This window comes from Pseudomonas sp. G5001 (assembly GCF_013385475.1).
Lineage (GTDB): Bacteria > Pseudomonadota > Gammaproteobacteria > Pseudomonadales > Pseudomonadaceae > Aquipseudomonas.
In genome coordinates, this window is sequence record NZ_JACAPZ010000043.1 from 1 (window position 1) to 24799 (window position 24799).

Annotated in this window: 22 protein-coding genes; 8 read left to right on the top strand and 14 right to left on the bottom strand. The window is 60.4% G+C overall.

The window, feature by feature from the left end:
• Positions 1 to 74: 74 nt before the first annotated feature.
• On the bottom strand, positions 75 to 866 hold the full coding sequence (locus tag HX805_RS27940) for a crotonase/enoyl-CoA hydratase family protein (protein WP_134326003.1): 792 nt from the start codon (positions 864 to 866) through the stop codon (positions 75 to 77).
• A gap of 423 nt (positions 867 to 1289) precedes the next feature.
• On the opposite strand from HX805_RS27940, the gene HX805_RS27945 reads away from it, so the two are divergent.
• Positions 1290 to 2963 (top strand): DEAD/DEAH box helicase, encoded by a 1674-nt coding sequence (locus HX805_RS27945; RefSeq protein WP_003209050.1) that lies wholly within the window; start codon positions 1290 to 1292, stop codon positions 2961 to 2963.
• A gap of 69 nt (positions 2964 to 3032) precedes the next feature.
• On the opposite strand, the gene HX805_RS27950 is transcribed toward HX805_RS27945, so the two are convergent.
• Positions 3033 to 3800 (bottom strand): class III extradiol ring-cleavage dioxygenase, encoded by a 768-nt coding sequence (locus tag HX805_RS27950; protein ID WP_003209052.1) that lies wholly within the window; start codon positions 3798 to 3800, stop codon positions 3033 to 3035.
• 102 nt (positions 3801 to 3902) lie between these two features.
• On the opposite strand from HX805_RS27950, the gene HX805_RS27955 reads away from it, so the two are divergent.
• Entirely contained in the window at positions 3903 to 4559 is a 657-nt protein-coding gene (locus tag HX805_RS27955) for a thiopurine S-methyltransferase (protein ID WP_177040539.1), read from the top strand.
• A 51-nt stretch (positions 4560 to 4610) separates the two neighbouring features.
• On the opposite strand, the gene htpX is transcribed toward HX805_RS27955, so the two are convergent.
• Positions 4611 to 5498 (bottom strand): protease HtpX, encoded by an 888-nt coding sequence (gene htpX / locus HX805_RS27960; protein ID WP_003209055.1) that lies wholly within the window; start codon positions 5496 to 5498, stop codon positions 4611 to 4613.
• Positions 5499 to 5812: 314 nt separating this feature from the next.
• A complete protein-coding gene (locus HX805_RS27965; RefSeq protein ID WP_003209058.1) occupies positions 5813 to 7024 on the bottom strand; it encodes a pyridoxal phosphate-dependent aminotransferase in 1212 nt (403 codons plus the stop codon).
• Between the two features lie 202 nt (positions 7025 to 7226).
• Between HX805_RS27965 and msrB the strand changes: the two genes are divergently transcribed.
• From msrB to HX805_RS27980, 3 genes are all read left to right on the top strand, one after another.
• Entirely contained in the window at positions 7227 to 7619 is a 393-nt protein-coding gene (msrB, locus tag HX805_RS27970; RefSeq protein ID WP_087694771.1) for a peptide-methionine (R)-S-oxide reductase MsrB, read from the top strand.
• A gap of 131 nt (positions 7620 to 7750) precedes the next feature.
• The gene (locus HX805_RS27975) at positions 7751 to 8236 is read left to right on the top strand and encodes a glutathione peroxidase (protein WP_003209061.1); all 486 of its coding nucleotides are present in this window, start codon (positions 7751 to 7753) and stop codon (positions 8234 to 8236) included.
• Entirely contained in the window at positions 8233 to 8685 is a 453-nt protein-coding gene (locus tag HX805_RS27980) for a MarR family winged helix-turn-helix transcriptional regulator (protein WP_177022168.1), read from the top strand. The genes HX805_RS27975 and HX805_RS27980 overlap by 4 nt, the downstream gene beginning before the upstream one ends.
• Here the strand turns inward: HX805_RS27980 and HX805_RS27985 are convergent.
• Positions 8669 to 10978: a response regulator gene (locus HX805_RS27985; RefSeq protein WP_003209064.1), complete on the bottom strand. Its 2310-nt coding sequence runs from the start codon at positions 10976 to 10978 to the stop codon at positions 8669 to 8671. The two genes, HX805_RS27980 and HX805_RS27985, sit on opposite strands and share 17 nt — an antisense overlap.
• 167 nt (positions 10979 to 11145) lie before the next feature.
• Here HX805_RS27985 and HX805_RS27990 point away from each other — a divergent pair, with 167 nt between their 5' ends.
• The gene (locus HX805_RS27990) at positions 11146 to 12036 is read left to right on the top strand and encodes an ATP-binding protein (protein ID WP_003209065.1); all 891 of its coding nucleotides are present in this window, start codon (positions 11146 to 11148) and stop codon (positions 12034 to 12036) included.
• A complete protein-coding gene (locus tag HX805_RS27995; protein ID WP_003209067.1) occupies positions 12033 to 12515 on the top strand; it encodes a GAF domain-containing protein in 483 nt (160 codons plus the stop codon). Before HX805_RS27990 ends, HX805_RS27995 begins: the two co-directional genes overlap by 4 nt.
• Positions 12516 to 12559: 44 nt before the next feature.
• On the opposite strand, the gene HX805_RS28000 is transcribed toward HX805_RS27995, so the two are convergent.
• From HX805_RS28000 to HX805_RS28035, 8 genes are all read right to left on the bottom strand, one after another.
• Complete coding sequence (locus tag HX805_RS28000; protein WP_032898907.1) at positions 12560 to 16192, bottom strand: transporter substrate-binding domain-containing protein; 3633 nt, start codon at positions 16190 to 16192, stop codon at positions 12560 to 12562.
• Positions 16193 to 16200: 8 nt separating this feature from the next.
• The gene (locus tag HX805_RS28005) at positions 16201 to 16827 is read right to left on the bottom strand and encodes a response regulator transcription factor (RefSeq protein WP_003209072.1); all 627 of its coding nucleotides are present in this window, start codon (positions 16825 to 16827) and stop codon (positions 16201 to 16203) included.
• 249 nt (positions 16828 to 17076) lie between these two features.
• Positions 17077 to 17484 carry a response regulator gene (locus HX805_RS28010; RefSeq protein ID WP_177117505.1) on the bottom strand — a complete coding sequence of 136 codons (408 nt, stop codon included), beginning with the start codon at positions 17482 to 17484 and terminating at the stop codon, positions 17077 to 17079.
• A 225-nt stretch (positions 17485 to 17709) separates the two neighbouring features.
• Entirely contained in the window at positions 17710 to 19041 is a 1332-nt protein-coding gene (locus tag HX805_RS28015; RefSeq protein ID WP_003209075.1) for a deoxyguanosinetriphosphate triphosphohydrolase, read from the bottom strand.
• Between the two features lie 72 nt (positions 19042 to 19113).
• Positions 19114 to 20277, bottom strand: coding sequence for an EAL domain-containing protein (locus HX805_RS28020; protein ID WP_008432158.1), 1164 nt, complete (start codon positions 20275 to 20277; stop codon positions 19114 to 19116).
• A gap of 92 nt (positions 20278 to 20369) precedes the next feature.
• Positions 20370 to 20711, bottom strand: a complete 342-nt coding sequence (locus HX805_RS28025) for a hypothetical protein (RefSeq protein WP_008432159.1) — start codon at positions 20709 to 20711, stop codon at positions 20370 to 20372.
• The gene (locus tag HX805_RS28030; protein WP_003209078.1) at positions 20708 to 21094 is read right to left on the bottom strand and encodes a phage holin family protein; all 387 of its coding nucleotides are present in this window, start codon (positions 21092 to 21094) and stop codon (positions 20708 to 20710) included. The genes HX805_RS28025 and HX805_RS28030 overlap by 4 nt, the downstream gene beginning before the upstream one ends.
• A gap of 2 nt (positions 21095 to 21096) precedes the next feature.
• Positions 21097 to 21411, bottom strand: coding sequence for a YqjD family protein (locus tag HX805_RS28035; protein ID WP_003209080.1), 315 nt, complete (start codon positions 21409 to 21411; stop codon positions 21097 to 21099).
• 348 nt (positions 21412 to 21759) lie between these two features.
• Between HX805_RS28035 and HX805_RS28040 the strand changes: the two genes are divergently transcribed.
• The gene (locus HX805_RS28040; protein WP_003209083.1) at positions 21760 to 22968 is read left to right on the top strand and encodes an ammonium transporter; all 1209 of its coding nucleotides are present in this window, start codon (positions 21760 to 21762) and stop codon (positions 22966 to 22968) included.
• Here HX805_RS28040 and HX805_RS28045 read toward each other — a convergent pair.
• Positions 22955 to 24676 (bottom strand): monovalent cation:proton antiporter-2 (CPA2) family protein, encoded by a 1722-nt coding sequence (locus tag HX805_RS28045; RefSeq protein ID WP_177117506.1) that lies wholly within the window; start codon positions 24674 to 24676, stop codon positions 22955 to 22957. The genes HX805_RS28040 and HX805_RS28045 overlap by 14 nt on opposite strands.
• Positions 24677 to 24799: the final 123 nt, after the last annotated feature.

The window sequence follows — 24799 nt, forward strand, 5'->3', positions numbered from 1 at the left end:
CTGTAAGAGCGGAACCAATAGTGGCCGTTACCTAAATAACGGATATGTACCCCGCCCCAAGCCCCCCTCCACAATCAACAGCCTTTAAAAACCCCAGGCCGCTTCTCGACCATCGCCCGTACACCTTCCTTGGCATCCTCACTATTCAGCAGTTTCTCCACCAAAACGGGCAACCCGGCCGCCGCCGCGGTCTCCCCCTCGATCCGTGCCTGGCGCGCCGACATCAGCGTGGCCTGCACCCCCAGCGGCGCCTGCTGGGCAATGCGGTTTGCCAGCGCCACCGCCCGGGGCAACAAATCCTCGCTGGCCATCACCTCCTGCACCAACCCCAACCGCAGCGCTTCATGGGCATCAAACTCATCCCCCGTGAGCAACCAGCGCATGGCATTCCCCCACCCCGCGATCTGATGAAAGCGCAACGTCGCGCCCCCAAAAGGAAAAATCCCGCGCTGCACTTCCATCTGCGCAAACCGGGTATTGCTGGCACACAGATTGATATCCGCCGCCAACATCAACTCGATACCAATGGTCAGGCAGTACCCCTGAGCCGCAACAATCACCGGCTTACTGACCCGGGGCCCTGCGAAAACGCCCCACGGATCACAACCACCCAACGGCGGTTGCCACCCTTGTGCCATCGTGGGCCCCACATTGGCCAGGTCCAATCCGGCCGTAAAGTGATCGCCATGCCCGAAGACAATGGCCACCCGCGCTTGCTCATTGCGATCAAATTCGCCATACGCCAGGCTCAAATCATTGAGCAATTCCAGGTCGAACGCATTGCGCTTGGCCACGCGATCCAGGCCCAGCAACAGGATATGACCCTGCTGTTCACGGCTGACGCGGCTGTTGGTGGCTTGGTTCATGGGGTGTGCCCTCGGGCGCAAAGGGAGGTTTCGGACCGAAGGGCCCGCTGTTAAGGGTGAACCGTTTAAGCGTCATGACCAACAGGGCCGGGCCTTTGAAAAATAGACCCTGCTGCCTGGATGCGCAAAGCCTTTGATGCAGAGGCGTTTACCTGCGGTTTGCGATAAAAAAAGCTCCCTTTTTCAGCGATTTCCGGTATAGTGCGCGCCGGCCTTTAACCGGGCCGCGTTTAGGTAGCGCAATTCCCCGAAGTCAGCTTCGGCTGCACGTCCGCACAGCGGACTCTTCCTTGACGAATCTTTTTCATTCATTCGTTTTCGCAAATCCCCGCCGACAAAGCAGCCAGGGCGACTCTTGAGTCTCAACACGGCATGCGCAGCTTTGGAGCATGGGTCTTTGCGGATGCACTTAGAGGCAGACCCATGACCCAGGAAACCGGCGGCTTCGCCGCTTTTAATCTTAACCCGAACATTCTTGCTGCCGTCATCGCGACTGGCTACGAAGAACCTTCGGCTATTCAGCAGCAATCGATCCCGATCATCATGGCCGGCCAAGACATGATTGGCCAAGCGCAAACCGGTACCGGTAAAACCGCCGCGTTCGCCCTGCCAATCCTGCACTGCATCGATCCTGCCAAGCGCGAGCCGCAAGCCCTGATCCTGGCGCCAACCCGTGAGTTGGCGCTGCAAGTAGCAACCGCTTTCGAAACCTACGCCAAGCAAATGCCGGGCGTTACCGTTGTGGCCGTTTACGGCGGCGCGCCTATGGGCCCACAACTGAAAGCAATCCGTAACGGCGCACAGATCGTTGTCGCCACTCCGGGCCGTCTGTGCGACCACCTGCGTCGCGACGAAAAAGTGCTGTCGACCGTGAACCACCTGGTTCTGGACGAAGCTGACGAAATGCTCAAGCTGGGCTTCATGGACGACCTGGAAGTCATCTTCAAGGCACTGCCAGCAACCCGTCAGACCGTACTGTTCTCGGCTACCCTGCCACAGTCGATCCGTGCCATTGCCGAACGCCATCTGCGCGATCCGCAACACGTGAAGATCCAGACCAAAACTCAGACCGTTACCGCGATCGAACAGGCTCACCTGTTGGTTCACGCTGACCAGAAGACCTCGGCTGTATTGAGCCTGCTGGAAGTCGAAGACTTCGACGCCCTGATCATGTTCGTGCGCACCAAGCAAGCGACCCTGGACCTGGCCAGCGCCCTGGAAGCCAAAGGCTACAAAGCCGCTGCGCTGAACGGTGACATTGCCCAGAACCAGCGTGAGCGCGTGATCGACTCCCTCAAGGATGGCCGTCTGGACATCGTTGTGGCGACCGACGTTGCTGCCCGTGGCCTCGACGTTCCACGTATCACTCACGTGTTCAACGTTGATATGCCTTACGATCCAGAGTCCTACGTTCACCGTATCGGCCGTACCGGCCGTGCTGGTCGCGAAGGTCGTGCATTGCTGCTGGTGACTCCACGTGAGCGCCGCATGCTGCAAGTGATCGAGCGTGTAACCGGTCAGAAAGTTGCCGAAGTCCGCCTGCCGGATGCCCAGGCCGTTCTCGATGCGCGCATCAAGAAACTGACCAACAGCCTGTCGCCACTGGTGGCTGATGCTGAATCGACCCACGGCGATCTGCTGGACCGCCTGACTGCCGATATCGGTTGCACCCCGCGTGCCCTGGCTGCAGCCCTGCTGCGCAAGGCTACCAACGGTCAGGCCCTGACCCTGGCTGCCATCGAGAAAGAACGTCCACTGGTGCCGAACAACGCTCCGCGCGGTGATCGTCCAGAGCGTACTGGCGACCGTCCGGACCGTGGTGATCGTGAGCGTCGTGCTCCGGTTCCATTGGCTGAAGGCCGTGCTCGCTGCCGTACCGCGCTGGGCGCGCGTGATGGCATCGCTGCCAAGAACCTGCTGGGCGCTATCCTCAACGAGGGTGGCCTGGCACGTGAAGCAATCGGTCGCATCCAGGTGCGTGACAGCTTCTCCTTGGTAGAGCTGCCGGAAGATGGCCTGGAGAAACTCCTGACCAAGCTGAAGGACACCCGCGTTGCCGGTAAGCAGTTGAAGCTGCGTCGCTACCGCGAAGATTGATCCGCCCCCGGGCTGATTGATCGAACATAAAAAATCCCCGACTGGTTCGGGGATTTTTTTTGCCTGCAATCAGGCGAAACGGTAGATGTCCATGCCCAGCGCACCCATGGTAAAGCCTTGGTGGGCTGCGCTGAATTCACCGCCGGCGCCCCGGGCGAAATACAGCGGCAGCAAATGCTCGTCGCTGGGGTGGCTGCGCACGGCATGAGGTGCCTGGCGACGATAGTCGTGCAGCGCGGCTTCATCGTTGGCTGCCAGTTTGCTGACCATCCAATCGCGAAAATCCCGCGCCCAGGGCTCGATGCTCTCCGGCCCGGCATGCCAGTCCAGTTCGCCGAGATTGTGGGTAATGCTGCCGGAGCCGATCAGCAGCACGCCCTGTTCCCGCAGGCTCGCCAGTGCGTGGCCGACACGGGTTTGCAGGGCAGGGCCCATGCGGCTTGGCAGCGATACCTGCACCACCGGGATATCGGCCGCCGGGTACATCAGCGACAGGGGCACCCAGGTGCCGTGGTCGAAGGGGCGCTGATCATCAATGCGCGCTTCCAGGCCGTCAGCCTTGAGGAGCTGCACGATTTGGGCGGCCAACTGCGGGTCACCGGGGGCCGGGTACTGCACCGCGAACAGTTCCCGTGGGAAGCCGCCAAAGTCGTGCCAGGTCTCTGGTGCGGCGCTGCCAGTCACGAGCAGCCCCTGGCTTTCCCAGTGCGCCGAGACCACCACAATGGCCTTGGGGCGTGGCAGCTCGGCCGCCAGGCGCTTGAGTGCCGGGCCACTGGCACCGGGTTGCAGGGCAAGCATGGGCGAACCGTGGGAGATAAACAGGCTGGGCAGCATGAGTAGGGTCCTGAGGGTTAAGATGGGACCATCTTCAATCAGATCATTGATCTAAATCTAATATAAGTTTTAGCGCTATTTGATCAAGTTTTAGGGTGAATCATGGAACCTGGATTTTGGCATGAGCGGTGGGCGCGCAATCAGACGGGTTTCCACTTGCCCGAAGTGAATCCTTACCTGCTGCGTCACTGGCCCGGCCTGGGCGTGGCGAACGGGGCGCAGGTGCTGGTGCCGTTGTGCGGCAAGAGCCTGGACCTGGTGTGGCTGGCGAGCATCGGGCATCGGGTGATCGGGGTCGAGTTGTCGGAAAAGGCCGTTGAAGAGTTTTTCAGCGAGCAGGAGCTGATGCCGCAGGTCAGCCAGCGCGGCGCTTTCAAAGTTTTCCAGGCGGGTTCCATCGAGCTGTGGTGCGGGGATTTCTTCGCCCTGGATGCCGGTGCCGTGGTTGGTTGCACAGCGCTTTACGACCGGGCGGCGCTGATTGCCCTGCCACCGTTGATGCGCGAGCAGTATGCGGCGCACTTGAATGGGATTCTGGCGGGAGGCAGTCGTGGCCTGTTGATCACCCTCGATTATGAACAGTCGCAAAAGGCCGGCCCGCCGTTCGCGGTGAGCGATGAGGAAGTGCAATTGCTCCTGGGCGGCCGGTGGAGCCTGGATGTGCTGCAGGAGCAGGACATCCTGGGGGACAGCTGGAAGTTTGTTAAGGATGGCGTCACGCGCCTGGACGAGCGGGTGTACCGGTTGGCCAGGCGCTGAAGAGCGCCCACAAAAAAGGGGCGATTGAATCGCCCCTTCTTCTTGTCGCTATCAGCCGCGACGACGCAGTGCGTCAATTCGCTCTTCCAGTGGCGGGTGGCTCATGAACAGGCGAGCCATGCCCTGCTTGATGCCACCGTTGATGCCAAAGGCGGTCAGGGTGTTCGGCATGTGCACCGGCAAGCCCTGTTCGGAGCGCAGGTGCTGCAGGGCGCTGATCATCGCGCCGGTACCGGCCAGGCGTGCGCCGGCTTCGTCTGCGCGGAATTCCCGTTTGCGCGAGAACCACATCACGATCGAGCTGGCGAGGAAGCCCAGTACCAGTTCGGCGAAGATGGTCGCCACGTAGTAGGCCATGCCCTGGCCTTGTTCGTTCTTGAAGATCACCTTGTCGACGAAGTTGCCGATGATCCGCGCGAAGAACATCACGAAGGTGTTCACCACGCCCTGGACCAGCGCCAGGGTGACCATGTCACCGTTGGCCACGTGGCCGATCTCGTGGGCCAGCACCGCCTTGATTTCGTCGGGCGAGAACCGCTCCAGCAAGCCCTGGCTGACGGCCACAAGGGCGTCGTTCTTGTTCCAGCCGGTAGCAAAGGCGTTCGCTTCATAGGCCGGGAAGATCCCGACTTCAGGCATCTTGATCCCGGCTTCGCGGGACAGTTGCTCGACGGTCTGCAGCAGCCATTGCTCATGACGGGTGCGTGGCTGGGTAATGATCTGGGTGCTGGTGCTCATCTTCGCCATCCACTTGGAGATGAACAGCGAGAAAATCGACCCGGCAAAACCAAAGACCGCACAGAAGATCAGCAGCTGATTGAGGTTCAGATCAACCCCGTTGGCCGCCATGATCCCATTGAAGCCGAAAAGGCTCAGCGTGATGCTGGCAATCAGCACGACCGCCAGGTTAGTGGCCAAGAACAGCAGAATGCGCATCATGGTTGTAGAATTCTCCTCATGCTTAATATGTCGCGTACTGCGGGGTATATAAGGTGCGGCATGGGGCTATTCAACCGGGGGACTATTTCAAACTGTGTCCTACAGCCTGAATGTAGAGCCTTGAAGGGAATTTCCGAGGCCTGGTGTGGCTCGGCAGCCTCGCCCCATTACCTTGCAGCCCTGTAATTATAGGGTGATGCCCGAGCAAGGGTGGAGCCGGCAGGTGTAAAAGGCGATACCGCCCGCGCAGGGCAGAGAAGTGTTGCCAGATAATCGCTGTACGACCACGGGGGGGCCGTACAGCGCAATGCCCATTACTGGCGATAGGACTTCAGGAAGTTGCCGATGCGACCAATGGCCATCTCCAGGTCATCCACCCGCGGCAGGGTGACCACCCGGAAGTGATCCGGCCACGGCCAGTTGAACGCCGTACCCTGGACCACCAGCAGCTTTTCCGACAGCAGCAGGTCGAGCACGAACTTCTCGTCGTTGAGGATCGGGCACACTTTCGGGTCGATCCGCGGGAACGCATACAGCGCCCCCATCGGCTTGACGCAACTGACGCCGGGAATCGCGTTCAGCAGTTCCCAGGTGCGGTTGCGCTGCTCCAGCAGGCGGCCTTGTGGCAGCACCAGGTCGTTGATGCTCTGGTAGCCGCCCAGTGCGGTCTGGATGGCGTGCTGGCTCGGCACGTTGGCACACAGGCGCATGTTGGCCAGCATGTCGATGCCCTCGATGTAGCTCTGGGCATTGTGCTTGGGGCCGGAAATGGCGATCCAGCCGGAACGGAAGCCCGCCACCCGGTAGGATTTAGACAGCCCGTTGAAGGTCAGGCACAACAGGTCCGGCGCCAGGGAGGCGGTGCAGATGTGCACGGCGTCGTCGTAGAGGATCTTGTCGTAGATCTCATCGGAAAACACCACCAGGTTGTGCTGGCGCGCGAGTTCGAGCATGCCCAGCAACACTTCCCTGGAGTAGACGGCGCCGGTGGGGTTGTTCGGGTTGATGATCACCAGGGCCTTGGTGTTCGGGGTGATCTTGGCCTTGATGTCGGCCAGGTCCGGGAACCAGTCGGCGCCTTCGTCACACAGGTAATGCACCGGATGGCCACCGGCCAGGGTTACGGCGGCGGTCCACAGCGGGTAGTCGGGAGCCGGAACCAGCACTTCGTCGCCGTTGTTGAGCAGGGCCTGCATGGACATGACGATCAGCTCGGACACGCCGTTGCCCAGGTAGATGTCTTCGATGCCGACACCTTCAACCTGCTTCTGCTGGTAGTACTGCATGACGGCCTTGCGCGCGCTGAACAGGCCTTTGGAGTCGCTGTAGCCCTGGGCGGTAGGCAGGTTGCGGATCACGTCCTGGAGGATTTCGTCCGGCGCTTCGAAACCAAAGGGTGCCGGGTTGCCAATGTTCAGCTTGAGGATGCGATGGCCTTCCTCTTCCAGGCGTTTGGCGTGCTTGAGCACCGGGCCGCGAATGTCGTAGCAGACGTTGGCGAGCTTGTTCGATTTGCTGACCTGCATGGCGATGTGATCCTGAAAATGAACGATCCAGACGGTGTGAAGACTACCGTGCTGAGAATCCTGCGTTGGCCTGACCCATAAATACGTTTGAATGCCGGTAACGCGGGTGCCAGACTGGCGCTTTGAAGAGGCGCAATCATACGTGCCGCCTGATCCATGGAAAAGACACAGATCAGGCTTTTTCAGTTGCCGAGGTGTACCGATGGAAAAGTTGCAGAAAACCGTTGAAGAATGGAAAGCCATGCTCGACCCGGAGCAGTACAACGTGTGCCGCCTCAAAGGCACCGAGCGACCGTTCAGCGGCAAGTACAACGGCACCAAGACCGACGGCGTCTACCACTGCATCTGCTGCAATGAGCCGCTGTTCGATTCCAGGGCCAAGTTTGACTCCGGCTGCGGCTGGCCCAGCTTCTACGAGCCGATCGCCGAGCAGGCCATGGTCGAGATTCGGGATATCAGCCACGGCATGATCCGTACCGAAGTCACCTGCGCCAAATGCGATGCGCACCTGGGCCACGTGTTCCCGGACGGACCGCCGCCGACCGGTTTGCGTTACTGCATCAACTCGGTGTGCCTGGACCTGGTACCGCGCTGAGCCGTCAAGCTCCTGCGGGCTTCGTGCCCGCAGGGGCCGTTATATCAAGGCATAAGTCCCGCCAATTAAATTGCACACAATTGAATTGCCTACTATCGTTCAGTCCTTCTTATCTCTGTAGAGGCACTGCCATGAGCGACAACCTGCTGAGCATCCCTTGCACCACCATCAAGGGTGAGCAAAAGACCTTGGCCGATTTCGCCGGCAAGGCGATTCTGGTGGTCAACACTGCCAGCAAGTGCGGCTTCACCCCGCAATACAAGGGGCTTGAGGAGCTCTGGCAGCATTACAAGGACCAGGGACTGGTGGTATTGGGCTTTCCCTGCAACCAGTTCGGCAAGCAGGAGCCGGGCAACGAAGGCGCCATTTCGGAGTTTTGCGAGCTGAACTTTGGTGTCAGTTTCCCGCTGTTCAAGAAGATTGACGTCAACGGCAGCGATGCCCACCCATTATTCGTACAGCTTAAAAAGCAGGCCCCGGGATTGCTGGGCTCCAAGGGCATCAAGTGGAACTTCACCAAGTTCCTGATCGGTCGCGACGGCCAGGTGGTCAAGCGCTTCGCCCCGACCACCAAGCCCCAGGACCTGACCCAAGAGATCGAAGCCCTGCTCAAATGACCGACCTGTCCCTGGCCCTCGACGACCAACTGTGCTTCAAGCTCTACGCCGCCTCCCGCGCGGTCACCCGGGCCTACAAGCCGATGCTCGATCAGTTGGGCCTGACCTATCCGCAATACCTGGTGATGCTGGTGCTGTGGGAATGGCAGGCTGCAGTGGTGTCGCAGCCTACGGTCAAGGCACTGGGCGAGCGCCTGCTGCTGGATTCCGGCACGCTGACGCCACTGCTCAAGCGCCTGGAGCAGCTTGCCCTGGTGCGGCGTCAGCGCAGTGCGCTGGATGAGCGTGAAGTGCACCTGAGCCTGACCGATGAAGGCCGGCACCTGCGCGACCGGGTGCAGCCGCTGAAGGCCCGCCTGTTGTGTGACAGCGGCGTTGACCTGAACCAGGCCGATGCCTTGCGTGACGGTCTGGATCAGCTGTTGCGCCAGATCAAAGACTTGTCGTAGTCGGCACCCACAGATCGAGCAAGGCCTTGAGTTCTTCCCGGCGAAACGGCTTGGCCAGGTAATCGTTCATGCCCGCAGCCCGGCAGCGCTCGCGTTCCTCGGACATGGCATTGGCCGTCAAGGCGACGATCGGCAAGTCCGGCCAGCGCCCGCTGCGGCGGATCTGCCGACTGGCCTCATAGCCATCCATCACCGGCATATTGCAGTCCATCAACACCATGTCGAAGCCTTGCTCTTCCAGCAGCTTGAGGGCTTCACCACCGTGGGCGGCGACGATTACCTCGCACCCGAGCTTGCCGAGCATGCCCTTGGCCACCAGTTGATTGACCGGGTTGTCCTCCACCAGCAGGATGCGCGCCCGGTGGGCGAGGGGGCCGGTTTCCAGCTGGATCAGGTCCAGGACCAGGTCCGGATCGGTGCGCAAGTTGCGTTGCAGGACCTGGTACAGCGCGGTGCGGCTCAGGGGGCGGGCCTGTTGCTGCAAGGGGGCCAGGGCCGCAACTTCTTCGCTGGGCATGAAGTTGCCGTAGGCGGTTACCACCAGGATCGGGGCGGTGATCATCGGGCGCAGGCGGAACAGGCATTCGGGGCAGTCGGTGATCAGCAGGTCGGGATTCTGCCCGCTCAAGTCATCGTCGATGGAATAACAGCGCGGAGCCAGGCCCCAACTCGGCAGCAGGCTGGTGAGGAGTTCTGCCAGCCCGCTGCTGGTGCTGGTGATGGCGATTACATCTCCAGCCAAAGGCGCCAGGCGCACCGCCGGCAAGTGGGTCGGCAAGGGCAGGTCGGCACAGAACTGGCTGCCAAAGCCAGCTTCCGAGCTGATGCTCAGGCGGCCCTTCATGGCTTCGCACAGGTTGTGGGTCAGCGCCAGGCCCAGGCCTGTCCCGCCGAACTGGCGGGTGATGCCCGCACCGGCTTGGGTGAACGGCTGGAAAATCTTGACCTGGGCATCCTGGGCGATCCCGATACCGGTGTCGCACACCTCGATCCTGACCCGGCCGGCCTGGGCACTGAGGCGTACATCCACCCGGCCGAAACGCGTGAACTTCAGGGCGTTGGACAGCAAATTGCTGACAATCTGCCGTACCCGCGTCGGGTCGCCCAGCACCTGGGCGGGAAACTGCGGGTCGATCAGGCACGTCAGCTCCACGCTGGGCGCGGCGTTTTGCGAGAGCAGGTTGGCGGTGTCTTCCACCAGTGAACCGAGGTCGAACGGGATGCTTTCCAGTTCCAGTTGGCCGGCGTCGAACTTCGACAGGTCGAGGATATCGTTGAGTAGCTCCACCAGTACTTTGCCGGAGTCATGGGCGATCGACAGTTGCTGGCGTTGCTCGGCGTTCAGCGGGCTGTCGAGGGAGAGGGCGATCATCCCCAGCAGGCCGTTCAGCGGTGTACGGATTTCATGGCTCATGTTGGCCAGGAACGCCGCCCGTGCCTGGGCCATGCCCAGGGCCGTCATCTTCGCCGCTTCCAGCTCGTCGTTCGACAGCGTCAGCCGATGATTGATCGCCTTGAGCTCGGTGGTGCGTGCGGAGACGATGTCTTCCAGTTGGCCGAGGTATTCGGTCAGGCGATTTTCAGCATGCCGGCGTTGCTGGATTTCAGTCTCCATGTTTTCAAACTGTTGGTTGGCGACGTTGACCAGTACACCGATCTCGTCGTGCTCGTGCCCCGGCGGGCAGTCCAGGCGCTCGTGCTTGCGTGAGCTCAGCTCGCGGATAATGCGCACCAGCGGCTTGGTCAGCATCACGTAGAAAAGCGCCAACAGAATGCCGGTGAGGATCAGGCTGCGGGCGAAGCCGTTGAGCAGGGTGATCTCGGCGCGGTGCAGGAAGCGGCTGCCGAACGCGTAGGTGTCTACGTCAAGACGCAGTACACCGAGGGAATCGTTGGGCATGTGGGCGAGGTAGAGCCGATCTTCGAATTGGCGGTTGGCGCCAAACAGGAAGTCGCTGATGGGCCGGTAGGTGCTTTCCTTGCGCGGGCGATGGACATCGGCCAGCACCAAACCGTTGTTGTCGATCAGTTGTGCATGGGTGATGGCGGGGGAGTGCAGCAGGCCCAGCGTCAGTTCCTGGGCCAGCTCGGCGTCGATGTTGTAGGCGATGCGCGAAGCCGGGTTATGGCTGATTTCAATCAGCGCACGTATTTCCCGGTTGATGGAAGCGTCTTCGCTGGCATAATCAATCCCAATCTGTATCAGGCTGAGCAAGGTTCCCAAGACGAATCCGACCAGCACTGTCAGTCTGGCTTGTTTATAAGACAAGCGGTGGGCGAACTTGATATCCATCGGGTGCTGTACCACTTTACGTTTCCTTTCGCCCGGCAAGCATAGCTGAACATCCACAGGCTCAAACTTGCCCGGCATGAATCGATTTTATTCGGTGCAGCCCTGCACGGTCTGCCTCAGGGTTGCCAATACGCCATCTTTTACAAGAACTTGCCAGAGGAATAGTCGTGGATTCTCGATTGAATGCCTTTCTTGAGCGTGCCGACGCGGTACTGGCTCGCCTGGAGCCCTTGTTGCCTGCCCCGCGCGAAGCCGTTGACTGGAACCATTGCCTGGCTGCCCGTTGGCAGCGCGAAGGTCGCAGCGGCTTTTTATTGCCACTGGAAGTCAGCCTGGATATGCGCCTGTCCGACCTGATCGGCGTGGATAAACAGCGCGAACAATTGGCCCGTAACACCCAACAGTTTCTCGACGGCCTGCCGGCCAACCATGCGCTGCTCTGGGGCTCGCGCGGCACCGGTAAATCGTCCATGGTGCGCGCCTTACTGGCGCAGCACGCCAAGGCCGGGCTGCGCCTGATCGAGATCGAGCGCGATCACCTGGCGGACTTGCCGCGGGTGGTCGAGCAACTGATCAAATTGCCACAACGCTTTGTGTTGTTCTGCGATGACCTGTCTTTCGAAGCCGGCGAGAGCGATTATCGTGTGCTCAAGAGCGTACTCGACGGCTCCCTGGAGCAGGCGCCGGAAAACGTCCTGTTGTATGCCACCTCCAACCGTCGTCACCTGGTGCCCGAGAACCAGAGCGATAACGAGAACTGGAAGACCATAGACGGCGAGCTGCATCCCAACGAAGCGGTGGAGGACAAGATTGCCCTGTCTGACCGTTTCGGTTTGTGGCTGTCGTTTTACCCGTTCAATCAGGAGCACTTCCTGGATGTGGTCGAGCACTGGATCGGTGAGTTGGCGAGTAAGGCCGGTCTGCAGTGGCAACGCGATGAAGAGTTGGACATCCTCGCCGTGCGCTGGGCCACCGGGCGCGGTAATCGCAACGGCCGTTGTGCCTATCAGTTCGCCCGCTACTGGGTGGGCCTCAAGTTGTTGGAGCGTCAACCATGATTGATTTGCAACAGGCTGGAACCGGCCTCGATGGCTACGCCATGCTGCATGCGCAGCTGGAATCGCTGTTGGCGGATGAGCGGGATTTCATTGCCAATGCCGCGCAGTTTTCTGCGTTCCTGTTCAACCAGCTGGATGATTTGAACTGGGCAGGCTTCTACCTCAACCGCAATGAAGAGCTGGTGCTCGGGCCGTTCCAGGGGCAGATCGCCTGTGTGCGCATTCCGTTCGGTCGCGGTGTGTGCGGCGCGGCAGCGGCCTCGCGGCAAACCCAGCGGGTGGAAGACGTGCATGCATTCCCGGGGCATATCGCCTGTGACAGTGCGTCCAACAGCGAGTTGGTCGTCCCGTTGGTCAAGGACGGGCGCTTGATTGGTGTGCTCGACCTGGACAGCCCATCGCTGTCGCGGTTTACCCCGCAGGATCAGGCCGGCATCGAGCAGTTGGCGGCGATTTTCCTGCGGTTGACCGATTGTTGATGGGGTGAGTCTCCTGCAGGAGCGAGCAAGTTCGCTCCTGCAGACTATCGACAGTCCAGCACGTCCAGTTGCATCTGCAGCATCCTCTCCAGCTCAAGCATGGATTTCTCTATTGCCTTGATGCCCGCCTCGATAACGTGTGGTGTCTCGCGTTCGCCACACGCCTGCTCCAACGCTTCGCATTGTCCGGACAAGGTATCGGCCTGGATGATCCGGGCGGCGCCCTTGATCTTGTGGGCCTGGTCGATCAGGTCGCCGGGCGCGGCTTGCCGTGCCAGCATGGCCATCAGCTCGACCCGATCATTCCGGCTGCTGCTGAGCAACTCCTCGAGCAAACGCCGGCTCAACTGTGGGTCACCGCCCGTCATCGCGTCCAGGCTTTGCAGGGTAAACACGTTGCGGGTGGGCAGCGGATCGACCTGCGCCAGGTGCTGTTCCAGCGCAGTAAGACTGATGGGTTTGAACAGGCAGTCATTCATGCCGGCGTCAAAGCAGCGTTGTTTCTCCTCGGGCTGCGCGTTGGCGGTGAAGCCGAGTATCACGCACGGGGTTTTCTGCTCGCGCTCCTCATACTCGCGAATGGAGTGACTCAATTCGTAGCCGTTCATGATCGGCATATTGCAGTCGGCAATGACCAGATCGAAGTGTTCCTGGCGCCAGGCCTGGAACCCCGCAGCACCATGATGGGCCGCGGTGAACTGATGCCCCAGGAAACCCAGTTGCTGGCACATCAGCAAGCGGTTGGCCGGATGGTCATCCACCACCAGCACGTTGAGTACTGGCGCCGGCGTGGCTGCGGCCGGTTCGAGCTTGTCTACGGCCTTGACCGGCGGCAGGCTGGTCATCTTCAGGCTGACGTGGACCTGGGTGCCTACCATGGGCACGCTGCTCAGGCTCAATTGCCCGCCCATCATGGCGCACAGGCTGCGACAGATCACCAGGCCCAGGCCGGCGCCGCTCCTGGCCAGGTGCCCGGAGTTGTCGGCCTGGGCGAAGGGCTCGAACAGGCGTAGCTGGTCTTCGCGATTGATCCCGATGCCGGTGTCCTCCACTACCAGTTTCATCTCGATCTGTTGAGGTTGCCCGGTCGCCTTCAGCTGCACCTTGATCTTCACCTGCCCGCGTTCAGTGAACTTGATCGCATTGCTCACCAGGTTCGAGAGCACCTGCTTGAACCGCAGAGGGTCGATCAGTACGTCGGTATCCTCGACATCGGGGGTGAACTCCAGCACCAGGCTCAGGGTTTTCTGGCGCGCCAGGCCATCGAACACGCGGACCACCGACTCGATGACTTCGCGCAGGTTGACCCGCTCCGGGGCCAGGCTCAACCGACCGGATTCGATACGTGCAATGTCCAGAATGTCGCCGATCAACTCCAGCAGGTCCTTGGCCGAGTTGTAGGCGACCTCGATCGCAGGGCGATCAAGATGACCCTGATCGGCGCGCTTGAGTGTCAATTCCAGCATGCCAATGACGGCGTTCATCGGCGTGCGGATTTCGTGGCTCATGGTGGCCAGGAACGTACTTTTCGCGCGATTGGCCTCGTCGGCGCGTTCCTTGGCGGCGCGCAACTCGTCGAACAACTGGCGCCGTTCGCTGATATCGATCCAGCCGCCAATGATGCCCTGGACCTCGCCCACGGAGTCGCGGTAGGGGAGGATCCAGTGGTAGATCGTGAGTTTTTTCCCGTGCACGTGCAGGGTGCGATCAAGGATCAACGGTTTACCCTCGGCCACTACCCGCTGGTAGTCGGCATGGTACTGCGCCGCCTCCGTCTCAAGGGCCATGCTCATCTGCGTGATGCTTTTGCCGATGACGTCTTCACGCTTGATGTCGAACGTCTGCAGGTAGCTGTCGTTGCAGGTCTGCAGATAGCCGTTGTGGTCGCGTACGTAGATCGGATGGGGCGTTTCATTGACCAGCGCCCGCATGAACTCGAACTGGTCGTTAAGGGCGCGCTCGGCCAGTTTTCGGTGCTTGATCTGGCGCTGCAGGTAGCCGTTCCAGGCCAGGGAAATCAACAGCAGCAGCCCGGTGCCGATGATGATCTGGGCAATCAGGCGATGGTAATTGCGCCAGTAGCCATCGGACGCTGCGTTGTAGCCGCGCCAGCGGCTGTTGATCGCCGCCATCTCATCCGGGGCGATACTCAGCAGTGCCTTGTCCAGGATCGAACTCAGCTCCGTGGCGTGTCGGGACGTCGCCAGGGCAAACGTCGCAGGCAACGTGCCGATGCTGGAACTGATCTGCAGTTTGTCCTGGAATGCCGGAGAAGAAAGCAGGTAGTTGGCGATCACCAAAGGGTTCACTGCGCCGTCGACTTGCCCCTGTGCCAGCAATTCCGATGCCTTGAAGGTATCCCCGGTTTCCACCAGGTTTATCTGGGCAAATGCCTGCTGCAGGAATTTTTCCAGCTGATTGCCCTGGGTAATCGCCAGGCGCTTGCCGGCCAGTTCTTGAAGGCTTGTGGGCGCGCCCGGCTCTTTACGGGTCAGTAATACGTAGGAGTTTTCCAGGTAGGGGCGGCTGAAGTTCAACTGGGACTCGCGCCCGGTACTGGGGGTAATTGCGCCGATGATGTCGGCTGCGCCGGTCTGCACCAGTTCCATCATGTTGGCGACGTCACGCACGTGTTGAATCTCGAAGCGCAGGCCGGTTCGCAGGCGGATCAGCTCCAGCACGTCGGCGGTGACGCCCCGGAACTTGCCGTCGGTATCGAAGAACGTCAGGGGGGCGAGGGTTTCATTGACCACCACCTTCACCACGGGGTTGTCCTTGAGCCAGCGCTCTTCGCGCAGGCTCAGTTGCAGCTTGCGGTCGGTCAGCAGAATGTCGCTGCCCGCACTCCAGCGCTTGGCGATGCTGTCACGTTCATAGGTTGATACGCCATCGAGCACTGAGTCGATGATACTCAGGAGAATGGGTTGATCCTTGCGCAAGGCGAAGCTGAACCCGTGGGCCTCGTGCTTGCCGAAGTTGGCCATGCGGATATTTTTCAGGTAGCCCTTGTTGATCATGTAGTGAGTGGAAATGGTGTCGCCCAGGAATACGTCAGCCTGGTCGAATGCCACGGCATTCAAGGCATTTTGATAGGACGGGTAGGCGTGGATGGTCGCCTTGGGGTACAGCGCCTGCACTTCGTCCATGGGCAGGTAATGGTAGACAAGACTCAGGCGCAGGCCGGCCAGGCCGTCGCCAAGGTCGCGGTTCTCACCTTCACGGGTCACCAGTACCGGCTGATCCACTGCGTAGGGCAGTGACAGCACGATGTCGGGATTCGCCGCTTCAAAACCGTTGGCAGACCCCAGAAAATCGATTTCGCCGTTTGCCAGCGCCTGGATCGCGGCTTCACGGGAGGAGTAGCGCAACACGGTGAGCGGTATCGCCAGTGTCCTGGCCAGCAGCCCGGCGTAATCGGCAGTCAGCCCTTCATAATCACGCCCGCTGGAGGTGATGTCGAAGGGCGGATAGTCGGGTGCAGAGGTGCCCAGTATCAGTTCCCGTTTGTTCTGCAGCCACTGGCGCTGTGTCTTGTTCAGGGGGGTGTCCAGTTGAACGGCACCGGCACGCCCCAGCAGGGCATATTGCTCGGGAACAGTTTGTTCGGCAGGCACGGAAGTGCTGAGGCACACCCCGATACTCAATATGATTAGATAGTCCTTTAATCGCCTGGGCATCCGATTTCTCACACTAGCGCGTTACGTTTTGCCATCTCGATAAGTTCTACCAAGGATTTGGCTTTCAGTTTTTGCATGAGCCTTTTTTTGTAAGTGCTGACAGTCTTGTTGCTGAGAAACATGCCCTTGGCGATTTCCTTGTTTGTCCGGCCTTGGGCAAAAAGTTGTAATACCATGAGTTCACGATCGTTGACGACTTTGAACAGTTCAAGCTCTTCATTGTTATCCGTTTCGTTAGTGCTGCCGTTAAGGGCCTGGCTCGGGAAGTAGTTGTAACCTGACAAGACCGCCCTGATGGCACTGAGCAGTTCGCTCAAGTCACCTTCCTTGCACACATAGCCATCCGCGCCGGAGCGCATGCACCGGGTAGCAAAGAGCTTGGGGGTCTGGGCAGTGAGTATTAACGTCTTGGTCGGCGTACTCATTGCGTTGAACCGGCACAGCACTTCCAGGCCATCGAGTTTCGGAATGCCTATATCAAGGATAATCAGGTCAGGCTGACACTCCTTGACCATTTGTATCGCATCACAACCGTTATCGGCTTCTCCCACTACTTTATAGCCTTCGTGTTCTAACAACATCCGAATGGCAAGTCGGATGACGGGGTGGTCGTCAATAATAAAAACTGAGTTCATGATCAAATTCCATACAGGCGCAAATAAAGTCGGCACATTAGCTCACATGGCAATGAAGGAGGATGAACTTGATGTGGAACAAACGTAAAACAAGAATAATCCTACATCAAAAAAAGCAAGGGATTACGCTCTGTGAGGTGTTTGTTGTTTGGGTGTAAGAGTTTTGCGTGGGTGGAATTTAAAAGTAACTGGTCGTGAGAGCGCAGCGTTATAAAGAGGCGTTTTCGGATTGCCCGGGTGTTTAACTTCCTACTTTCCTGTTGAGCGAGTAAGGCGTGATTGGCGTATGAGTTCATTCAGCTCAAGGTGGCTTAACGGCTTCGACAAATAGCCAAGTAATGGAAAGTTGCGTCGGGATGCCTGGGCCATCAGGTGTTCCAGTTCATTGACGGGCAGGCCGCTGAGCAATATCGCGGACCTTATAAAGCCCCTGCGGTTGGCAATTTCAATCAACTCCAGCCCGGGCAAGTCGGGCAAACATTGATCACAGAGCAGAATATCGAATGGCACGTCGGTTTGTGTCATCAGCCGCATTGCCTGTTCTGCATTCTCGGCCAGTGCCAGGTCGTGGTAGCCATAGTTTCGTAGCAGGCATTGGGTGGCCAGCAATTGAAAGGGGTGATCCTCCACCAACAGGATGCGAAGTTGTTCGAGCATGGTTTTTTCCATGGAATGGACAAGAGCCCTGAAGACGCTCCACCAGGGCGTGTAGTAAGAAGTTAATGGGCCCGCCAGCTATCGGGCGCAGGAGCAGGTCGAAAGACTGCGGTCAGGGCGCGCGATTATTCATCGCGGCGGGGAAGAACTTCGATCAGGCCGCTCTGTTCCGTGCGTAGGGCGATTCTTTGAAAAGTCGCCCTGGCCATCAGCCAGGGCTCCGATTTATTGCGGGCTGGAGCGGCCGGTCATCTCGCGGGCCATCTCGCTGGCGTAGCTGTCAGTCATGCCGGCGATAAAGTCGATCATGCGCAGGAAGGACGCGTGCAATGACCAGGAAGGGTCCGGGGCGCTATTGCCCAGCAGGTCGAGGATGCGTCGGTTCTTGAACGACGGTGTGCGACCGCCATGTTGTTCCAGCGCCGCGCCGCAGAAGGCATTCAAGAGGATTTCCAGGGTGGTGTAGGCGCCGATCTCATGCAGGGTCTTGCGCTTGTCCTGGAAAATCTTCTTGCGGGCCATGTCCTTGGCATCCAGCACGCAGCGCTTGGCCGGGCCGTGCATATGTTCCACCAGGTCCCCCGGCAGGGTGCCGGCCAGCAGCGCGTCCTGTTGTTCGACGAACGCCCGGGCCGCGGCGTTGGTCAGGTGTTCGATGGCCTTGCCTCGCAGGATCGCCAGCTTGCGTCGCCGGGAATCCAGCGGGCCGAGTTGCCGATAGGTTTGCGGCAAGTCGTCGCCCACCAGGTCCAGCAGCAGTGACTCGACCTCGGCGTATTCCAGCAGCTCCATTTCCAGGCCGTCCTCGAGGTCGATCAACGCGTAGCAGATATCGTCAGCCGCCTCCATCAGGTACACCAGCGGGTGCCGGGCCCAGCGTTGTTCTTCCAACTGCGGCAAGCCGAGCTTCTGGGCGATCTGCTCCAGGATCGGCAGTTCGCTCTGGTAGCAGCCGAACTTGTGTTTCTTGTAGCCCAGGGAGTCGGCGTGGCGGGCGGTCCAGGGGTATTTCAGGTAGGTGCCCAAGGTGGCGTAGGTCAGGCGGGTGCCACCATCAAACTGGTGGTATTCCAGTTGCGTGAGTACCCGGAAGCCCTGGGCATTGCCTTCGAAATTGAGGAAGTCATTGCGTTCGGCGCTGCTCATGTCATCCAGCCAGCCACGGCCCGAAGCTTGCTGGAACCAGTGCCGGATCGCGTCCTCGCCGGAATGGCCGAAGGGTGGGTTGCCGATGTCATGGGCCAGGCAGGCTGACTGCACCACCATGCCCAGGTCGCTCGGGTCGCACCAGTCGGGCAGGGCACTGCGGATGGTCTCGCCTACGCGCATGCCCAGGGATCGTCCCACGCAACTGACTTCCAGGGAGTGGGTCAGCCGGGTGTGGATGTGATCGTTGCTGGTCACCGGGTGCACTTGCGTCTTGCGGCCCAGGCGGCGAAACGCACCGGAAAAGATGATGCGGTCATGGTCTTTGTGAAACGGACTGCGCCCCAGTTCTTCCGGGCTGTGCAGGGGTTTTCCAAGGCGTTCGCGGGTAAGCAGGGTGGGCCAATCCAAGGCGGGTACTCTCCGTGCGGTGAATGACGGCTCCCAGCTTCCCGGTTCAGCCAGGCCTTCGCAAGCGAAAAACTACAGGCCGGCGGCGTCGATATCGATTAACAGCAAGCGCTGACCATTATCAAAGAATTGTCCGGCAGTCAGGCAGTACTGGTTGGTCGTGGCATCGCGATAGGTTGAGGACAGGGTCAGCCGCCGCTCCTCCCAACCTTCGGCCAGCAAATGATAAAAATACGGACGCCATGACCAGTTGTGGCCCAGGTAGCGGCTGTCGGCTTGCCAGGCGCCCTGGTGCCATTCGAAGTTGGGTGTCAGTTGCGTGCCATGCCGGTCGCACTGGTAAAAACGCAGCAGCCAGGGAAACGCCGGCAATTGCGGCAGGTGGCTCAGCGGTGCGCGGGTGTGGGCCCAGGTTTGCAGGATCTGCATCAGCTCCGCCAGTTGCTGGCGCAGTTGCATGATCCGGCCACGTTCGGCGAGCTTCTGTTGGACATAGCCGGTGCGCAGCTGGGCGAAGCGCGGCACGAATGCGTCGGTGTCGAACCAGTCCAGTTGGGCCTGGGCGAACAGGTAGCCCTGGACATAACGCGAACCGCATTCCAGGGCGAAATTCAGTTGGGCCTCGGTTTCCACCCCTTCGGCGATGATCCAGCAGCCGGTTTTTTCCGCCATTTGCGCCAGTGCCCGTACCACCTCACCGCTCGGGCCACCGCGGGCCGCGGCCTGGAACAGGCGCATGTCCAGCTTGAGAATGTCCGGCTGCAAGGCCAGCACCCGGTCCAGCTGCGAATAGCCGGCGCCGAAGTCATCAATGGCAATCCGCGCGCCGGCCTCGCGGTAGCGCTCGACGACTTCGGCCAGGCGCAGGATATCGCCGCCCAGTTCAGTGATCTCGAACACGATGCGGCGCGGGTCGACGTTATGCAGTTGCAATTGCTTCAGGCTCGGCAGCGCCTGGCCCGGGCGCAGGCGGGTGATCCAGCGTGGCGAGATATTCAGGCTGAGGAACCACTCCTGCGGGGCTTCATGCAGGCGGCTCAGGGCATTGTCACGGATCTGCCGGTCCAGGCGGCGCAAGGCCACCGAGGGCGTGCGCGGGTCGGCGAACAGCGGACCCACCGAGCGCAGTTGGCCATTCGCCTGGCGTAGGCGGCCCAGGGCTTCTACGCCGGCGATGCGGCCGGTGGCGGTGTCGATGAATGGCTGGAAGCAGGCGAGCGGTTGCCCGTCGATCACGGGGCCTCCTTAAAAGACCGGAAATAAAAAAGGCCCGGCCCTCAATGGAGAGGGCCGGGCCTGATCTGTTTGCAAGAATGCAGCCAGCACGCTCAACTTTTGCGCGAAGCACCTTGCATGGCCAGTTTGATCAGCGGGATCAGGCCGGCACCCAGCCGCACCAGGCGGGTCATGGTGCCGATTCCGCCGCCCTTGGCGCCTTTGCCGGTGAGAAACCCCAGCAGCGTCACCACGCCCACGCCCCACAGCGGCGCGTGCTTGATGCCAAAACCGTCCTGCCAGCTCTGGCCCATGTTGCGGACCTTTTGCAGCGGCAGCATCAGTTGCTGGGACTCGTGACGGATTTCCTGGCGGTGCATTTCCATGCGCAGGCGGATCAACGCCTTGCGCATTTCTCGCCGGGAAGTGTTTTGCGGCAATTCAGTCATGCTCATGGCAGCAGGCGCTCCCGGTCGTTGGCCAGCTCTTCGAGGGTGGCGTGGAACGGCGTGGACTCATCGAACACCGCCGCCTTCAGGCGCAACCCGCAGAATGCTGCGGCCAGTATGTAGAACACACACAGGCTGATAATCCCGGTCAGGCGGTAGGTATCCCACACCAGGATCATCACCAGCGCCGACAAACCCACCAGCAACAGCAAGGCAAACACCAGCGCCAGGCCGGCGAACAGCAACAGGCTGACGGTGCGGGCTTTCTGCTCCTGCAACTCGATGCCGAACAGCTCGACATGGCTGTGCAGCAAACCCAGGACAGCCGCGCCCAGGCGCCGTGAAGTAGAACTTGGGCCCGTGGACGAGCCGGATTCGCCGATAGACATGATTAGCGCCTTGTAGCCAGCAGGCCGATCAAAAAGCCCACGCCGGCCGCAATGCCGACGGACTGCCAGGGGTTGGCCTGCACATAGTCTTCAGTGGCCGTGACCGCCGCCTGGCCGCGTTCGCGCAGGGAGTCTTCGGTCAGTTGCAGGGTTTCACGGGCCTTGAGCAGGCTTTCGTGAATCTTGCTGCGAAGCTCGTCAGCCTGGTCACCGGCGAGGATCGCCGTGTCGTCCAGCAGCTTCTCGGTATCGCTGACCAGGGTTTGAAAATCCGCCATCAGTATTTCTTGAGCAGTCTTTGCCGTTTTTCTGGCCATGGTTATCTCCGTGAGTGGCTGGTCTGTTTACTTCTGGTTTCGAGTCACCGGTGTCGGTGAAGGTTCACTGCAATTGTCTGGTACAGCTTTTGCTTTGCCTTGGTGCGCAGGCCCGGGGCCTTGCGCTGAATCCGGGCGGTTGGGGCTCAAACCCTGAAAAACCTTACCCTAAATAACTAAAACTCGCGGAAAAACCCTGTCGGATTCTGCCTTTTTCAATGATCGCTGCGCCAAAGCGGTTCACGGCCTCAAACGAGGGTCGGATCGTTGGTGCCAATTTAGTGCGCATCATGAAGGTCATGAACTGCTTTGGTGCTTTTTCCTGCATCTGCAGGCCTGCCATCCTCCATGGAAAATTTGCAAAGCGCGGTGGACACCCTCGTCCACAGCTCCAACACGCTGTTCATTCTGATTGGCGCGGTCATGGTCCTGGCCATGCACGCCGGCTTTGCCTTCCTGGAAGTCGGCACGGTGCGCCAGAAGAACCAGGTCAATGCCCTGTCGAAAATCCTCAGTGACTTCGCGATTTCCACACTGGCCTATTTCTTTATAGGCTATTGGATCTCCTACGGGGTGACCTTCATGCAACCGGCGGCGGTGATCAGCGCCGACCACGGCTACGGCCTGGTGAAGTTCTTCTTCCTGCTGACCTTCGCGGCGGCGATCCCGGCGATCATTTCCGGGGGAATCGCCGAGCGTGCACGGTTTGTTCCGCAACTGTGTGCCACTGCGTTGATCGTAGCCTTCATCTACCCGTTTTTCGAAGGCATGGTGTGGAACGGCAACTACGGCCTGCAAGCCTGGTTGCTGGCCACCTTCGGCGCCAGCTTCCATGACTTTGCCGGCAGCGTCGTGGTGCACGCCATGGGCGGCTGGCTGGCGCTGGCGGCGGTGCTGTTGCTGGGGCCAAGGCAGGGGCGTTATCGGGAAGGGCGCCTGGTGGCGTTCGCGCCGTCGAGCATTCCATTTCTCGCGTTGGGCTCGTGGATCTTGATCGTCGGCTGGTTCGGCTTCAACGTCATGAGTGCGCAAACCCTGTCCGGGGTCAGCGGGCTGGTGGCGGTCAATTCGTTGATGGCGATGGTCGGTGGCACGGTAGCGGCATTGGTGATCGGCCGTAACGACCCAGGCTTCTTGCACAACGGTCCATTGGCCGGGTTGGTGGCGATCTGTGCCGGTTCCGACCTTATGCACCCGGTGGGCGCGTTGGTGACCGGCGTGGTGGCGGGCGGCTTGTTCGTCTGGTTCTTCATTGCCGCCCAGGATCGCTGGAAAATCGACGATGTGCTGGGTGTATGGCCGTTGCACGGGCTGTGCGGCGTGTGGGGCGGGATTGCCTGCGGGATCTTCGGCCAGACCGCCCTGGGCGGTTTGGGCGGCGTCAGTCTGATCAGCCAGTTGATCGGCACCGCGCTGGGTGTGGTGGTGGCGCTGGCCGGTGGCTTCCTGGTATATGGCGTGATCAAACGCGTGCATGGCCTGCGCTTGAGTCAGGAAGAGGAGTATTACGGCGCGGATTTGTCGATCCACAAGATTGGCGCGGTCAGTCAGGATTGAGGGGCGCGTCCCCTTCGTTCTGGTTGCAGCCATGTAACAGCCGATACCGGCTCTGGCGCACTGCATCGACACGGCCTTGCACCTGCTGCTCCGACAACCCCAGCAGGATCAACGCATGGGAGGCGAGCATCAGGCTCGACTCCAGCAACTCGGGCACCACTTCAGTGGCGCCGGCGGCTTTCAGTTCGGCCAGCTGACTGTCGTCGCGGGTGCGTACCAGGATCGGCACGGTCAGGTTGATCCGCCGCGCTTCGTTGAGCACGGCCAGGGCGACGTCGCTGTTGTCCACCGCGATCACCACCAGGCGCGCACGTTCCAGGCCGACCGCGCTGAGCAGGGCGCCACGGCGGCAGTCGCCGTAATGCACGGCGCTGTCTTCGGTAGACGCTTCCTGGACTCGCTCCGGGTCGTCATCAAGGGCAATGAACGCCTGTTGTTCACGGTGCAGGAAGCGCCCGATGGACTGGCCAACCCGGCCGTAGCCGCAGATCACCGCGTGGTCGCGCAGCTCGGCATTCAGGGCCGTAATCTCTTCAAGCTGTACTTGCTGGTTGGGCTTGCGGTGCAGGCGCAGGGCAATCGCGGGTGCAGCCCTGAGCAACAGCGGAGTCAATAGCATCGAGCAGAAGGTGGCAGCCAGCAGCAGGCCGCTGATGTCGGCGGGCAGCAGGCGGCTTTGCTGCATTTGCGCCATCAAGGCGAAACAGAACTCGCCGCCCTGGGCCAGCGCCAGGCCGCTGCGCCATGCGGTTTCACCGTCGCTGCCGCGCAGTTGCACCAATAGCGCAACCACACAGCCTTTGATCAACATCAGCGTGAGGGTCAGGCCGAGAATCAACAGGCTATGACTGACGAACAGTTGCAGGTCGATCAGCATGCCGATGCTGACAAAAAACAGTCCTAGCAGGATGTCGCGAAACGGCCGGATATCGGCTTCGATCTGATGGCGGTAATGGCTTTCCCCCAGCAGCATGCCGGCGAGAAACGCACCGAGTGCCGGGGACAGGCCCAGCAAGTGGGTCAGCCAGGCGGTGAGCAGTACGATCACCAGTGCCAGCAGCACGAACAATTCGGCCGAATGGGACGCCGCCACCTCACGGAACAAACGCGGCAGCAACCAGCGGCTGGCCAGCAGCAGGCCGAGGAACAGCACCACGGTTTTGCCCAGGGTCAGTGGCAATGCCCAGTACCAGGCTTGCTCGCTGTTACCGGCGAACACTGGCACGAGGGTCAGCAGCAATACGGCCACTACATCCTGGAACAGCAATACCCCAATCGCATTCTGGCCATGGCTGCTGAAGATTTCGCCGAGGCTGGTCAGCTCCTTGCTGACGATGGCGGTGGACGACAGTGCCAGTCCAGCACCGAGCAACAGCGCGGTCGTCGGCGACAGGCCGAACAGTGCCAGCAAACCGCCCAGCAGCAACCCGCAGCACAGTACCTGCAGGCTGCCCAAGCCAAACACCACCCGGCGCAGGCTGAGCATTTTGTTGAGAGAAAACTCCAGGCCCAGGGAAAACAGCAGGAACACCACACCCAGTTCGGCAAGGTCTGGCAACTCTTCGCTGTCATTGACCCAGTCGAGGGCGGTGGGGCCCACGGCCAGGCCAACACACAGATAGCCCAGCACCGGCGGCAGTTGCAGGCGACGAAACAGCGCAATCACCACCAGGGAGGAGGCCAGGATAATCAGCAGGTTGGCAAACACATGCAGCTCCATTGCAGGTATTACGGGAAAAAAGTCGCGAGAGTCGCTGAATCAGTTATACGCCATGCTGATCTGGGTCAGGCTTTTGCAGTGTCCCGACGCTGTTAGAATAGGCACCTGATT